This is a genomic window from Providencia heimbachae ATCC 35613 (assembly GCF_001655055.1).
GTDB lineage: Bacteria > Pseudomonadota > Gammaproteobacteria > Enterobacterales > Enterobacteriaceae > Providencia > Providencia heimbachae.
On the sequence record NZ_LXEW01000037.1, the window covers coordinates 74832 to 89428 of the forward strand.

Annotated in this window: 11 protein-coding genes; 10 read left to right on the forward strand and 1 reads right to left on the reverse strand. The window is 45.1% G+C overall.

Features of this window, described 5'->3' with window-relative positions; all coding sequences use genetic code 11:
• Window positions 1-138 precede the first annotated feature (138 nt).
• The 6 genes from M998_RS12875 to M998_RS12900 all read left to right on the forward strand — a co-directional run bounded on the left by M998_RS12875 (window position 139) and on the right by M998_RS12900 (window position 6135).
• Window positions 139-924, forward strand: coding sequence for an SDR family oxidoreductase (locus M998_RS12875; RefSeq protein ID WP_068437432.1), 786 nt, complete (start codon window positions 139-141; stop codon window positions 922-924).
• Window positions 925-959: 35 nt separating this feature from the next.
• On the forward strand, window positions 960-2204 hold the full coding sequence (locus M998_RS12880; protein ID WP_068909219.1) for a styrene monooxygenase/indole monooxygenase family protein: 1245 nt from the start codon (window positions 960-962) through the stop codon (window positions 2202-2204).
• Between the two features lie 9 nt (window positions 2205-2213).
• Window positions 2214-2756 carry a flavin reductase family protein gene (locus M998_RS12885; protein WP_232007529.1) on the forward strand — a complete coding sequence of 181 codons (543 nt, stop codon included), beginning with the start codon at window positions 2214-2216 and terminating at the stop codon, window positions 2754-2756.
• A 14-nt stretch (window positions 2757-2770) separates the two neighbouring features.
• Window positions 2771-3553, forward strand: a complete 783-nt coding sequence (locus M998_RS20095; RefSeq protein WP_068437437.1) for a cyclase family protein — start codon at window positions 2771-2773, stop codon at window positions 3551-3553.
• 3 nt (window positions 3554-3556) lie between these two features.
• On the forward strand, window positions 3557-5170 hold the full coding sequence (locus tag M998_RS12895; RefSeq protein WP_068909221.1) for a phytoene desaturase family protein: 1614 nt from the start codon (window positions 3557-3559) through the stop codon (window positions 5168-5170).
• 68 nt (window positions 5171-5238) lie between these two features.
• Window positions 5239-6135, forward strand: a complete 897-nt coding sequence (locus tag M998_RS12900; protein WP_068909310.1) for a SphA family protein — start codon at window positions 5239-5241, stop codon at window positions 6133-6135.
• Window positions 6136-6209: 74 nt separating this feature from the next.
• Here the strand turns inward: M998_RS12900 and M998_RS12905 are convergent, their stop codons facing one another.
• Complete coding sequence (locus M998_RS12905) at window positions 6210-7199, reverse strand: AraC family transcriptional regulator (protein ID WP_068437443.1); 990 nt, start codon at window positions 7197-7199, stop codon at window positions 6210-6212.
• An 860-nt stretch (window positions 7200-8059) separates the two neighbouring features.
• Here M998_RS12905 and M998_RS12910 point away from each other — a divergent pair.
• The 4 genes from M998_RS12910 to M998_RS12925 are packed head-to-tail and all read left to right on the forward strand — an operon-like array spanning window position 8060 to window position 14571.
• On the forward strand, window positions 8060-10258 hold the full coding sequence (locus M998_RS12910) for a thiamine pyrophosphate-dependent enzyme (RefSeq protein ID WP_068437446.1): 2199 nt from the start codon (window positions 8060-8062) through the stop codon (window positions 10256-10258).
• Between the two features lie 9 nt (window positions 10259-10267).
• Window positions 10268-11800 (forward strand): indolepyruvate oxidoreductase subunit beta family protein, encoded by a 1533-nt coding sequence (locus M998_RS12915; protein ID WP_068437449.1) that lies wholly within the window; start codon window positions 10268-10270, stop codon window positions 11798-11800.
• A gap of 10 nt (window positions 11801-11810) precedes the next feature.
• Window positions 11811-12233 carry an acyl-CoA thioesterase gene (locus M998_RS12920; RefSeq protein WP_068437452.1) on the forward strand — a complete coding sequence of 141 codons (423 nt, stop codon included), beginning with the start codon at window positions 11811-11813 and terminating at the stop codon, window positions 12231-12233.
• Between the two features lie 28 nt (window positions 12234-12261).
• The gene (locus M998_RS12925; protein WP_068909223.1) at window positions 12262-14571 is read left to right on the forward strand and encodes a bifunctional salicylyl-CoA 5-hydroxylase/oxidoreductase; all 2310 of its coding nucleotides are present in this window, start codon (window positions 12262-12264) and stop codon (window positions 14569-14571) included.
• Window positions 14572-14597: the final 26 nt, after the last annotated feature.

Genomic DNA, 14597 nt, shown 5'->3' on the forward strand with positions numbered 1-14597 from the left:
ATTTTTTAAATAGCCGCGCTGTGTGGATAATCCTTGCGTGCAGCGGCTACCGATTTTCCCTTTTTTTGCGTAATGATTCACTGTGTTAATTATTTGTGAATTTATTGTGAGCGAATGATCGCGAAGAGGGCACAGAAAATGAAAGGTTTGAATAAGAAAGTCGCAATCGTTACCGGCGGTGCAACCAAAATAGGTGCCACGGTAGCGAAAATACTGAGTGCCTATGGCGTCAAAGTCACTATTTTTGATATCGACCAAGTCAATGGCGAAAAAGTGGCTCAATCAGAGCCAAGTATTGATTTTTTAGCGGTTGATATTACCGATGATAACCAACTTAAACAGGGTATTGATCGCGTTGCGCAAAAATACGGGCAACTCGATTTTTTAGTCAATCTGGCCGCCACTTATCTTGACGAAGGCCAGTCATCCACAAGGCAGGATTGGCTCACTGCTTTGAATATCAACGTAGTAAGTGCTGTGATGGCCGCGCAATTTGCGCAACCTCATTTTTCTCGTGCCGGTAAAGGGGCGATTGTTAACTTTACCAGTATCTCCTCTTCTGTTGCCCAAACGGGTCGTTGGCTCTATCCCGCCTCAAAAGCTTCGATGCTTGAAGTAACGCGTAGCCAAGCGATGGATTATGCCGCAGATGGTATTCGTGTGAATTCGGTATCCCCTGGTTGGACATGGTCCCGTGTGATGGACGAAATCACCGGTGGCGATCGCCAAAAAACTGACCGTGTTGCAGCGGATTATCACCTATTAAAACGTGTTGGCGACCCTGAAGAAATTGCTCAAGTCGTTGCGTTTCTCCTTTCTGATCTCGCCAGTTTTGTTACCGGCGCAGATTACGCCGTCGATGGCGGTTACTCCGCGATGGGGCCTGAACAGGCTAAACCCGCAATTCCCCGTCTTGCTGAATAAGGCACCGTAATTTTAATTTCATTGAGGAAAAAACTATGCGTCGTATAGCAATCGTAGGTGGTGGTCAAGCGGGTATGCCGTTGGCTTTAGGTCTGCTAGATAAAGGTTATGAAGTGACGGTTGCCACTAACCGCACACCAGATGATGTGAGAAATGGTCGTGTGATGTCGAGCCAATGTATGTTCGATATTTCACTGCAATTTGAGCGTGATTTAGGGATCAATTTTTGGGAAAACGAATGTCCACCCGTTGAAGGCATTGGTTTTACGGTACCTCATCCTGAAAAACCGGGTGAAAAAGCGATTACATGGCGCTCTCGGTTAGATAATTATGCCCAAGCGGTTGATCAGCGTATCAAAATGCCTTACTTGATGGAGCTATTTTCTGCACGTGGTGGCAATTTGCGTATTGAAGATGTAGGGGTTGCAGAGCTTGAACGTTTAGCCGAAACCCATGATTTAGTGGTACTTGCAGGTGGAAAAGGGGAGATAGTTAAGCTGTTAGAACGTGATGCGTCTCGCTCCCCTTATGATAAACCTCAGCGTGCTCTGGCACTGACTTATGTTCACGGTATGTTGCCAACACCGGAATATTCACAAGTTTCCTTTAACTTGATACCGGGCGTTGGAGAGTATTTTGTGTTCCCATCGCTAACCAATAGCGGTGATTGCCACATCATGGTTTTTGAGGGTGTTCCCGGTGGTCCGATGGATCAATGGAATGAAGCACGTACCCCACAAGAGCACTTAGCGTACAGCCAAAAAATCCTCAATACCTATTTACCTTGGGAAGCGGATCGCTGCCGCAATATTGAGCTAACTGATGAAAATGGCATCTTAGCGGGACGTTTTGCACCAACAGTGCGTAAACCGGTATTAACTCTACCATCAGGTAAGATTGTGTTTGGTCTCGGAGATGCATTAGTCACTAACGACCCCTTAACCGGCCAAGGTTCTAACAATGCGACAAAAGCGTGTAAAGTCTACTATGACGCCATTTTAGCTCATGGTGATAAGCCGTATACCGCCCAATGGATGAACGAAACCTTCGAGCAGTTCTGGAAATATGGTAGCCGTGTCGTGGAATGGACTAATTCATTATTAGCACCACCAGAGCCACATATCCTGCATTTATTAGATGCTGCACAGCAATTACCTTCCCTTGCTCATACCATCGCCAACGCCTTTAACTACCCGCCAGTGCTATTCCCATGGTGGAAAGATGGCCAAGCCTGTGAAGCGTATATCCAGTCACAAATGATGGAAGAAGCCCGTGCATAAGGGGGAAATATGAGTATGTCAATGATTGCAGAGGATACGCTAATGTGCGACAGCCCATGGGGTCATACCGAATTTGAATCAAAAACCTTACGCAATTTGCTTGGTTGTTACCCAACGGGGGTCGCCGTCGTCACGACGCGTACCGCAGACGGTCGTGATGTTGGCGTGACGATTAATTCATTCGCTTCCCTTTCATTAGATCCACCGTTAGTACTGTGGAGTTTAGTCAATCATTCCCCGAACTTAGCGGTTTTTCGTGATTGCCAACACTTTACCATCAATATTTTGGGTAAAGATCATCAAGAACTTGCGATGCGTTTTGCAAATCCACGAATTGAAAATAAATTTGAAGATGTTGCCATTCACATTACACCGGAAGGTATTCCTGCATTACACGGGGCGATAGCGACCTTGGTGTGTGAAAACCATAAACAAGATCATATTGGCGACCATTTATTGATGGTTGGGCATGTTCGCCGTATTGGCAGTGAAACTGGCAAACCTTTAGTTTTTCACAGTGGTGCTTTTACCGCTTTACATGAAGCGCGCTAAGCGCGGGAGATACTATGAACCAGCAAGCTCTAATGTCATTTGCCACTGAATTACAGCAAGGTAATATTCAAGTCATCGACCTAACACAAACACTGACGCCATCATTTCCAGCGCTGCAACTGCCTGAACAATTTGGGCAAGTATGGTCATTTAGCATGGAACAAATTTCACGCTATGACGATAACGGCCCCGGCTGGTATTGGAATAATTTTAGTTGTGGTGAGCACACAGGAACGCACTTTGATGCCCCAATTCACTGGATAAGCGGTAAAGATCAAGCCAACAATACGGTAGATACCATCCCTGTCCACCACTTTGTCGCACCTGCCGTCGTGGTGGATGCTAGTAAAGAAGTTGCACAAAATGCAGATTGGGTACTAACGGTTGATTTTTTGCAAAAATGGGAAGAAAAACACGGCAAAATCCCGAAAGCGGCTTGGGTATTACTAAGAACTGATTGGTCGAAAAAAGCAGATAATCCTGAAGCTTTCGTCAACATGCAAGAAGATGGAGCTCATACACCAGGGCCTTCCCAAGAAGCGGTTGAATGGTTAATTCATCAGCGTGATGTAAAAGGTTTTGGTGTTGAAACTATCAATACCGATGCGGGGCAATCTTACGGCTGGCCAGTGCCTTATCCATGTCATACGTTAATGCATGGTAATAACAAATATGGCTTACAGTGCTTGAAAAACCTCGATAAATTGCCAGCCACTGGTGTCGTTATTGTCGCCGCCCCATTAAAAATTGAAGGGGGTTCTGGTAGCCCATTACGCGTATTAGCGCTGGTGGGGTGATGTATGGCGACATTATCTAATCCGCAAGTGATTGTGGTAGGTAGCGGAATGAACTCTTTAATGTGTGCCGCCTTATTGGCGGTGCGCGGAAAATCGGTATTGGTATTAGAGAGAAATGATCGCTTAGGTGGCTGTATACGCACAGAAAACCTATTTGAGGGTTATACCCATGACCTACTTTCTTGCTGGTATTCATTATTTGTGGGGAGTCCCGGTTACCAAGAACTTGAGCCTTTTTTGAAAAAGCAGGGATTAGAATTTGCACAATGTGATTACTCTACAGGGCTAGTTCAGCCAAGTGGCAAATCAATCGCCTTAAAACGCGATATCGCACAAGCGGCTCAACAACTTGAAAGTCTGGCTCCCGGTGATGGTGTGGCATTTCGCAAAATGGCGGACAAATTATTCACTGAAGATGCCGCATTGACTTTCGGCTTATTGGGGCAAAATCCGTATAGCGGTAGCATGCTAAAACTGCTGTTTTCGCAGTGGCGTCAACGTGGGGTTGATGGGCTGCTCGACTTTGCAAAGTCGGGAATCGAAAGTTTTCGTCGCTGGTCAGAGCGTGAACTACAACATGACTTTAGCCGTGCATTGATGGCTCCTTGGGTTCTTCATACAGGGTTAGGGCCTGATGAAGCCAGTTCTGCACTGATTGGAAAACTCACTTTTGCGGCAGTCGTCGCAGGGGGAATGCCCGTTGTTAAAGGGGGAAGCTATCGTATTGTCGAGGCATTTACCAAAGTCATCGAGCAGCATGGTGGCCAGCTACAAACGGGTATGCATGTCGAAAAAATCATGACTCAAGGTAGTGGTAAAAATAGCCGAGCAACAGGGGTGATGGTTGATGGACAAATGATCCATGCCTCGGAAAGTGTGGTGTGCAATGTTACGCCAACCCAGCTTTATGGATCACTGCTTGATGACGTATCACCTCAAGTAATGCAAAGCGCTAAAGGGTATCGCTATGGTCGAGCAGGTATGCAGATACACTTTGCGTTGAGTGCTCCACCTCCGTGGTGTAATCCAGAGCTGATTAACGTACCTTTAGTACATTTTACCGAAAGTATGGAACAAGTTTGTTTGTCCGTCACACAGGCAAATAATGGATTGTTACCTGACAAACCCACTTTTGGTATTGGCCAGCCTACGGCATTAGACCCTAGTCGAGCACCGGATGGCGGGTGGATTTTATGGATCCAAATGCAAGAGTTACCGCGTTATTTAAAAGGGGATGCGGCGGGTGAAATATCTATTCCTGATGATGGACGCTGGAATGAAGACGTTCGCGAAGCGGTTGCGGACAGAATTCAACAACGTTTAGAGTTGGTAATGCCCGGTTTTTCTTCATTAATCGTCGGGCGTAAAGCCATTTCCCCCGCAGATTTAGAAAACTATAACTGCAATCTTGTTGGTGGCGATCCCTATTCAGGAACTTGTTCACCGGATCAATTCTTCTGGTTACGCCCTTTTGCCGCATCAGGGCAAACCAAAACCCATCAAACCGCGGTTAAAAATCTATTTCATATTGGTGCTTCAACACATCCTGGTCCCGGATTGAGTGGGGGTTCCGGCTATTTAGTCGCTCAAAAATTAGCAACAAAACGTAGAAAATAAAAAGATAAGCAAGGGAGTGCGTATAACAAGCAAAACACACAGTAAGACAACCCACTATGGCAGGAAAAATGATGAATAAGAAAACAATCAGCAGGCTGGTAGCAGGTTCGTGTCTTGGCGCACTTTCGTTTGGTGCAGTTGCCACCGAAGGGGGTGGTTTAGGCATCTATCCTGATGGGCTAGAGAACTTTATGTCGGGTGCATTGCCTCCTCCGGGGTTCCATGTGTTGATGTATGGTGGTAATGCACACTATGACAGTGTCCGTGATAACAACGGCGATAAAATTCCCGTTCCGGGTTTTAGCGTGAATGTGAACGTACTTGCCCCTCGTTTAATTTGGGTTACCGATCAAAAGCTATTAGGTGGTGACCTCACTTTTCATACCATCATTCCATTATTGGATGTGACGGCAAAAGCTGCGGGTAAAAAAGAGACCAGCCGAGGTTTAGGGGATGTCACCTTTGGTCCAGCACTTGGTTATCATCCATCCGCAGATTTACATTATGTTGTTGGGTTAGATGCTTATGCCCCAACTGGAAAATACAGTAAAACTGATCCATCAAGTTTGGGTAAAAATTACTGGGCGCTGCAACCGGTATGGGCAATTAGCTATATCCCTCCCGTTGGTGTGAATGCGGATTTGAAGATGATGTACGATTTTAACTTCCGCAATGATGACACCAGAACACGCTCAGGGCAGGCTTTCCATGCAGATTATGCACTAGGTTGGGGGTTTGGTAATGGGTGGGTTGCCGGTATTGGCGGCTATGCTTTTATGCAAACCACCGATGACAGTGGGCCTAATTCTGCACAAGGTAAAGCGCGTGCATATTCAGTCGGCCCTTCGGTTCGCTATGCAAACCCACAAGGTTGGTTATTTACCGCTAAATGGGAGAAAGATTTTGAGGTGCGCAATCGCCCAGAAGGCTCGCAAATTTACCTGAAAGCGTCAATTCCATTCTAAGTATTATCAATGAAAAGCCTCGCAGGTTTGAATTGTGCGAGGCTTTTGTTAGCGCATCAATAAAGGTTAATCAATTAGGCTTTTTTCATGCTTTGGCTGGGTGTTTCACCATAACGTTGCTTATATTCTGCGCTAAATCGCCCCATATGTGCAAAACCCCAACGCAGTGCAACCCCAGTCACACTCGTTGCTTCCCCTGATAATAGCTCAGCACGTACACGTTCCATTCTTAAGTCACGTAAATACTGCATTGGGCTAATATCTAAAAATTCTTTGAATCCGGCATATAAACTGCGCAAGCTGACCCCAGCAATATGAGCGAGTTGCTCAACCGTGATGGGTTCGTGAGCATGGGCTTCTAAGTATTCTTGAACACGGCGAACATGACGAGGGCGAATGGTTGCTCTTCTTAATCCTGAATTTTCGGTGTAATTGTGACTCTGAGTTGATAGCAAGGTAACTGAAACCAGCTGTTCTACTTGCGTGGCGATCAACTTGTGTTGCAAAAGGTCGGGTGTTCGCGTTGCGCATTCAATCAAATAATTCATTAAAGTGCGCCATGCGATGCAAGATTGCCAAGCAAATCCTAATTCAAAAACCAACGGTTTATCTAAGGTATGCCCAAGTTGTCCTACGAGGGAGCGTTCAAGTAATGATCGTGAAATACGCAGCATGCATTGATCGTTGTCGCTACTCCAGCGCATGCTAGTGGATTCTTCAGGACTCAGTAATGACGCCATTTGTGGATTTGATTCTAAACGTTTACCGCCACTTTCAATGATAGCACTACCCGATAGCGGCATTTGTACTAGAAAAAAATCTTGTAGTTGTCCCGGCGCAATACAAACGTCAGCGCCATACCTTAAACGACTAAGGGCAATGTCACCCATAGAAATATAGTGCATGCGTGCATCAAGGCGCTGATGAGGATTAAGTAAATGAAATTGATGAGGTTTCATTACTCGACCAACCATTGATTTTATTTCTTCAGGGTCAGACGAGGTAAAGAGTAGGCGCTCTGAAGAGCAGAGCTGGTTTTCGATATAAGGTGCATTGCTCAGCATCGGAGATACCTCCAGTTTTATGCTCGTCATACTTCAAGCTGTAGGGGTGTTAGCTTCATAAAGCTACCCGAATCACATACTTGTGTATGCTCATCGGGATAGTTTTATTCGCTGCCTACCTACAGCTTGAATTATTTAAAGCATATATCTGATGTTTATATGTATTATTATTTTAATAAAATCAAGTTTTTATGGTGTTTTTGCGTATTGACGTATTATGCTAAAATCGAGTTTATATATAACGCTTTGTTCTTGGTTGAAAATAATTAACGTACGGTAATCAAAAACAAAATCCGTTAACATTTTATTAAACTATTTGTAACTTATGGTGTTGCGAACATAACATAAAGGATAATCCTTACCTAGCCGAATATGTGCAAAAACTATCCAAAAAGTGCAGAAAAACAAGAAGAGTACGGTTATTGTGATATTGGTAACAATATAAAAAATAAAGTTATTTTTATTTTAAAACTATAAAAAATACATGATTTATCATATTGTTGCCTATATTAAACTGATTATTTAATGAACCAATAAATTAATATATCAATATTTAGTAATTAAGTAGTTCAATTATCTATTACCTTTGTTTTTGTGTGGTCTAATGACTGTTAAATGCTGATTTATAGTATTTTTTTCTTGTCTACGTTTTGTTTTAACCTTCCCTGTTTTCTGCAATAAAAAATGTCTCATCCCTTGTTTTTACTGGTTATTTGTCCGCTATATGCGAGCGCTATCCACTCTCTGCATAAATCTAATATACATGATTAATCATGCATTGACCTTTATGTAACAAAAAGGATACAAGAAAGAAACACGAAAAAGATAAAAACGTTCTAACGTTGACTGGTGAGGTTAAAATGGCTGAGCGCTCGTTTGTACAAGAAGTTCAAAAATTACGACAAGGGCAAGGTGAAGTTTTCAGCGGAGAAGGCATCCTTGCGGTAACAAAAGCATTATTAGAGTCTGGCGTCTCTTACGTTGCTGGATATCAAGGTGCACCAATATCCCATTTGATGGATGTGCTGGCAGATGCACAAGATATTTTATCTGATTACGGTATTCGCTTTGAAAATAGTGCCAGTGAAGCCACTGCTGCTGCAACACTCGCGGCCTCTGTCAATTATCCTCTACGAGGTGCAGTTACCTTTAAAGCGACGGTAGGTACAAACGTTGCATCGGATGCGCTTGCTAACTTGGCATCAGGTGGTGTACTCGGTGGTGCGTTAATCATCGTGGGCGAAGACTACGGTGAAGGGTCGTCAATTATGCAAGAGCGTAGCCATGCCTTTGCGATGAAGTCACAGATGTGGTTGTTAGATCCTCGTCCGAATTTGCCGTCGATTGTGCAAGCCGTAAAAGATGGCTTCGACCTGTCCGAGGCAAGTAACACGCCCGTTATGCTTCAAATGCGTATTCGCTCTTGTCATGTACATGGTCAATTTGTTTGTGCGGATAATCAACACCCTAAATATACCGTTAAAGATGCGCTAGAAAATCCGACTCGTGATGTCAGCAGAATTGTTTTACCACCAGCAAGTTTTTTACATGAAAAAGAAAAAATAGAAGCCCGTTGGCCAGCAGCAATTAAATTTATTAAACAACGCGAGCTCAATGAGTTTTTTTCTGAAGACTCCGACGATGTGGGGATTGCGCTACAAGGCGGTTGCTATAACACGTTGATCCGTGCATTAAACCAAGTTGGCTTAGCGGATGTTTTTGGTAATAGCAAAATCCCTTTGTATGTGATGAATGTAGCGTATCCATTAGTGGATGACGAATTTGAACGGTTTTGCAGCAATAAAAAAGCCATTTTGGTATTAGAAGAAGGGCAGCCCAACTTTGTGGAGCAAAATGTCGCTAACATATTGCGCCAACGGCATATTGATATCGCGTTACATGGTAAAGATATGCTGCCAATGGCTGGGGAATACAACACGGCTACTGTGCTGGCAGGGATCCGTTCCTTTTTTGAACGCTACGGAAAAATAGAACCACAGGCCAAAGCAGCGGCAAAACAAATACGTATCCCGATGATTAATGTTGCTGCACCACAGATTGAAAACTCAGAACCTGAATATATCAATGCGGCAGAACCAACCTTAGATGAAACAGTGCATGCGCGCCCACCAGGGTTTTGTACTGGCTGTCCAGAACGCCCTATTTTTACGGCGATGAAATTAGTGGAACGTGAACTTGGCGAACACCACATCAGTGCCGATATCGGTTGCCACCTATTTTCGATTCTCCCTCCTTTCAATTTAGGTAATACCACCATGGGTTATGGCCTTGGTGGCGCGGGAGCAGCTGCATTCAATGCGGATGCAAGCAAACGCGCAATTGCCGTGATGGGCGACGGCGGTTTTTGGCATAACGGATTAACCAGCGGTATTGCCAATAGCGTCTTTAACCGTAGTGATAACTTAACGATTGTGATTGATAACAACTATACCTCTGCAACAGGCGGACAAGATATTTTGTCGTCCACTGCATTGAACCCAACTCGTAGTACCGGCCATGAGATTGAAAAAGCAGTCAAGGGTGTTGGGGTCAATTGGGTGAAAACCATCAAACATACCTACGATTTAAAAACCATGACGAATACCTTGCGTGATGCCCTAACAACAACTGAAAAAGGGCCAAAAGTATTGATTGCGCAAAGTGAATGCATGCTGAACAAACAACGCCGTGAGAAAAAAGTGGTTCGTCGTGATATTGAGGCAGGAAAACGTGTTGTCCGTGAACGTTTTGGTGTTGACCCCGATACCTGTACAGGGGATCACTCCTGCATTCGATTATCCGGTTGCCCATCACTATCTATCAAACCGAGTGAAGACCCATTACGCACCGATCCGGTTGCCACGGTAATGGATAGCTGCGTGGGTTGTGGCCTATGTGGTGAAGTTTCCCATGCAGCGGTGCTATGTCCATCATTTTTTAAAGCACAAATTATTACTAATCCAAATGGTTGGGACAAGCTACGCCATCGTGTACGCAGTTGGTTTATTGGCTATTTACAGCGTCGTGATGCACGTCGTCGTGAACTACTGAGTTTTTAAGGAGGACGTATGACGGCATTACAACCGACGGCAACACCGCAACCGATAATCGCACTACAGCCGATAAAGATAGCTATTTTAGCCATGGGTGGCGAAGGTGGTGGCGTTCTCGCTGACTGGGTCGTTAATTTAGGTGAAGAAAATGGCTATTTTGCGCAAACGACTTCGGTACCCGGGGTCGCACAGCGCACAGGGGCAACTATCTATTATGTAGAATTATTTCCGGGCGCTGATAATTCACAAACGCCAACGCCCGTTTTAGCTTTAATGCCAATGGCGGGTGATTTAGATGTCGTACTGGCTTCCGAACTTATGGAAGCGGGAAGAGCGGTACAGCGCGGGTTTGTTACACCAGAACGCACTACTTTAATTAGCTCTACCCACCGAGTCTACTCGATTGCTGAAAAATCAGCGATGGGAGATGGTCGCGTAAACAGTAGCGCATTAATTCGCCATACGGCGCAAGCGGCGCGCCAATTTATTCATTTTGATATGGCGCAAGCTGCCCAAGAAAGCGGTAGCGTGATCAGTGCCGTTTTATTTGGTGCTTTGTTTGGTTCAGGTGTATTGCCATTTAGCCGCGAGCAATTTGAAGAAACCATTGTGCGTGGCGGCGTTGGCGTCAAACCTAGTTTGCGTGCCTTTACTCTAGGCGCAGAAAAAGCGGCGCAACCCGAAGAGGCCTATGAAGCGAAAACAGCGCAACAGGTTGCTCATTCACCTAAAAATCAAAAAGTGGCAGCATTACTCGCTCGTGTAGAAACACAATTTGCTTCCCATGTTCATTATTTAGCCATTGAAGGCGTGCGCAGGTTGATTGATTACCAAGATCCTGCTTACGCCACCCTTTATCTCGACAGACTGAATCATCTATTTGCGCAAAAAGGCGGTGACGATGAACGTTTACAACGTGCTTTAGTTCGTCATTTAGCCCTATGGATGTCTTATGAAGACACCATTCGTGTCGCTGACCTCAAAATTCGTGATAGCCGTTTTGCCCGAGTACGCCGTGAAGTACAGGCAAAAGATAACCAATTATTGGACATCAATGAATTTATGCATCCACGTATTGAAGAGATTTGCGAGACGCTTCCCAAAAGTTTAGGTCGCTGGTTAATGAAACCACATTGGTTCCACAAAGCGCTTCGCAAAGTGGCACAAAGAGGTCGCACTATTACTACTAGTTCCCTTGGTGGCTTCTTACAATTATATGTGCTGGCAGCTTGGCGACGGGGTCGACGCTCAACACTACGTTACCAACTTGAAAATGGGCGTATTGAAAAGTGGTTAGCAGCGGTTGTTGAAGCGGCACGTATTAACCCGGCTTTAGCAACAGAAATTGCCCAGTGCCAACGGGTGGTTAAAGGTTATAGCGATACCCATGCTAGAGGGTTGCGCAATTTTCAAATCTTAATGGATATCGTTGCTCAGCAAGGAAATAAGCTTGCCCCAGTTAATTTACGTGAACTACGTGAAGCCGCACTTGCGGACGAACATGGTAACGAATTAAAAAAATGCCGCCAGCGTTTGGCAATGGAATAAGGGAAACAGGATGAGTCTGCTGAAATTTACAAGGCCATATAAAATTCATTTTTCTGAATGTGATCCGGCGGGAATTGTGTTTTACCCACAATATTTCGTGATGTTTAACAATCTACTAGAGCGTTGGTTCGATGCTTTGCTCCCTGAAGGTTTTGCAGGTTATATCCTCGATCAACGCTTTGGATTACCCACTGTACATCTGGAGGCTGAATTTAAAGCGGTTAGCCGGATGGGGGATGAGGTTCAGCTCGAATTATCGGTTGAACGCATTGGGCGCAAGTCGATCACGCTGCGCCAAAGCTGTATCGGGATGAATGGCGAGCTGCGCATGCAGGTTACACAAACTTATGTCACAACTTCACTCGAAACGCATCAAGCCATTGCAATACCTGATGCGCTTTATCACGCCTTAACCCAGCAGCAACCGGTGTAACGGCACAAGGTCACAAAGGAGAAATTCCATGAATATCGTTTGTATCGGTGGTGGTCCCGCAGGGCTTTATTTCGGGTTGCTGATGAAATTACAAAATCCACAAAATCGTGTGGTCATCGTTGAGCGTAATCGTCCTTATGACACTTTTGGTTGGGGGGTAGTGTTTTCCGATGCCACATTGGGTAATTTGCGCAAAGCCGATCCGGTTTCAGCAGAAACTATCTCTGCAGAATTCAGCCATTGGGATGATATTGACGTTCACTTTAAAGGCACATGTAACCGCAGTGGCGGTCATGGTTTTATTGGCATTGGGCGTAAAAAATTACTGAATATTCTACAAGATCGATGCCTTGAAGTGGGTGTTGAATTAGTGTTTGAAACCCAAGTCACCGACGATCAAGAAATTGCTCGACAATATAATGCCGATTTACTGATTGGATCGGATGGGATCAACAGTGCGGTTCGAACCCGTTATGAAGATATCTTTAAGCCGGATATCGATCAGCGCCGTTGTCGCTTTGTTTGGTTAGGCACTAAGAAGATTTTTGACGCATTTACCTTCTTATTTGCTGAAAATGAACACGGTTGGTTTCAAGTGCATGCATACCAATTCCAAGAGGGGTTATCGACTTTTATCGTTGAGACTACCGAAGAAACATGGTTGAAAGCCGGTATCGATCAAATGTCACAAGATGAGGGGATCGCCTATTGTGAAAACCTGTTTGCACCATGGCTTGATGGGGAAAAATTGATTGCAAACGCAGCACATTTGCGCGGCGCAGCGATTTGGATCCGCTTCCCGCGTGTGATTTGTGATAACTGGGTACATTGGACAACGCCAACTGCCGGTAAAGAGGTTCCGGTTGTCTTGATGGGGGATGCGGCACATACTGCCCATTTCTCAATTGGATCAGGTACTAAGCTGGCTTTAGAAGATGCTATTGAACTGTGTGAAAGCTTGAAAACCACTCAGGGCGATTTGCGTAAAGGGCTTGAGCACTACCAAAAAGTACGCAGTATTGAAGTATTAAAAATTCAAAATGCGGCGCGTAACTCGACCGAATGGTTTGAAAATGTGAGCCGCTATGAAAACCTCGAACCAGAGCAGTTTGCTTATTCACTTTTGACCCGTTCTCAACGAATTTCCCATGAAAACCTGCGCGTTCGTGATGAGAATTGGTTGAATAATTACGAACAGTGGTTTGCACAGCATTCAGGAGTTGATACGGTAAATTCACAAACGCCGCCGATGTTAACCCCTTATCGTTTACGCGATATCGAGCTTAAAAATCGCGTCATTGCCTCTCCAACGATGCTTTATTGTGCAACGGAGGGTCTGGTGAGTGATTTTCATTTGGTTCATATAGGGAGCCGAGCACTCGGTGGTGCTAGCTTGATCATGACCGAGATGACTGCAATTTCACCTGATGCACGTGCAACGCTAGGTTGTCCGGGTATTTGGCATGAGGAGCAAGTGGCTGAGTGGAAAAAAATCACTCAGTTTGTACACCTAAAAACCGATGCGAAAATAGGGATACAACTTGGTCATGCAGGGCGCCGAGGCTCAACACAACGTGGCTGGGAAAAAGAAAACCACCCTCTAGAAGCCGGTAATTGGCCGTTAGTTTCAGCCTCGGCATTAGCTTATTTGCCCGAGGTTTCTCAAATGCCTACAGCGCTAAATGAAGCGCAAATGGCAGTGATCATCGACCAGTTTGTGGCGGCAACAAAACGGGCTGACCAAGCGGGATTTGATTGGCTCGAACTGCAAGCCGGTCATGGCTATTTACTTTCAAGCTTTATTTCACCGTTAACCAATCAGCGCTCAGACAACTTTGGTGGCTCATTAGAGAACCGCTTGCGCTTTCCATTAGCCGTTATCAGCGCAGTACGTAAAGCGTGGCCTGAAGGGAAACCCCTCTCTGTTCGTATCTCAACAACCGATTGGGTTGAAGGCGGTACTACCGTAGATGATGCGGTGTTAATAGGAAAAGCGATGCATCAAGCCGGAGCCGATATGATCGATTGCTCTTCTGGTGAAGTTTCCCCTCTGCAACAACCTGTTTATGGGCGTATGTATCAAACGCCAATGGCTGATCGTATTCGTAATGAAGGATCTGTTCCGGTGATTGCGGTTGGTGCGATTACCGATGCAGATCAAGTGAATAGCATTATTGCTTCAGGACGTGCCGATCTATGTGCTTTATCTCGGCCCTTACTGGCAGATCCCGCTTGGTTGTTACATGAGTGTGCGCGTTTTGGATGGAATTCAGTGAGTTGGCCTGCCCCTTATGAGTATGGTCGCCAGCAACTGCTACAGCAATCGAAAAACCGCTAATTGCCTTAGCGGGAGAGGAGGAAACC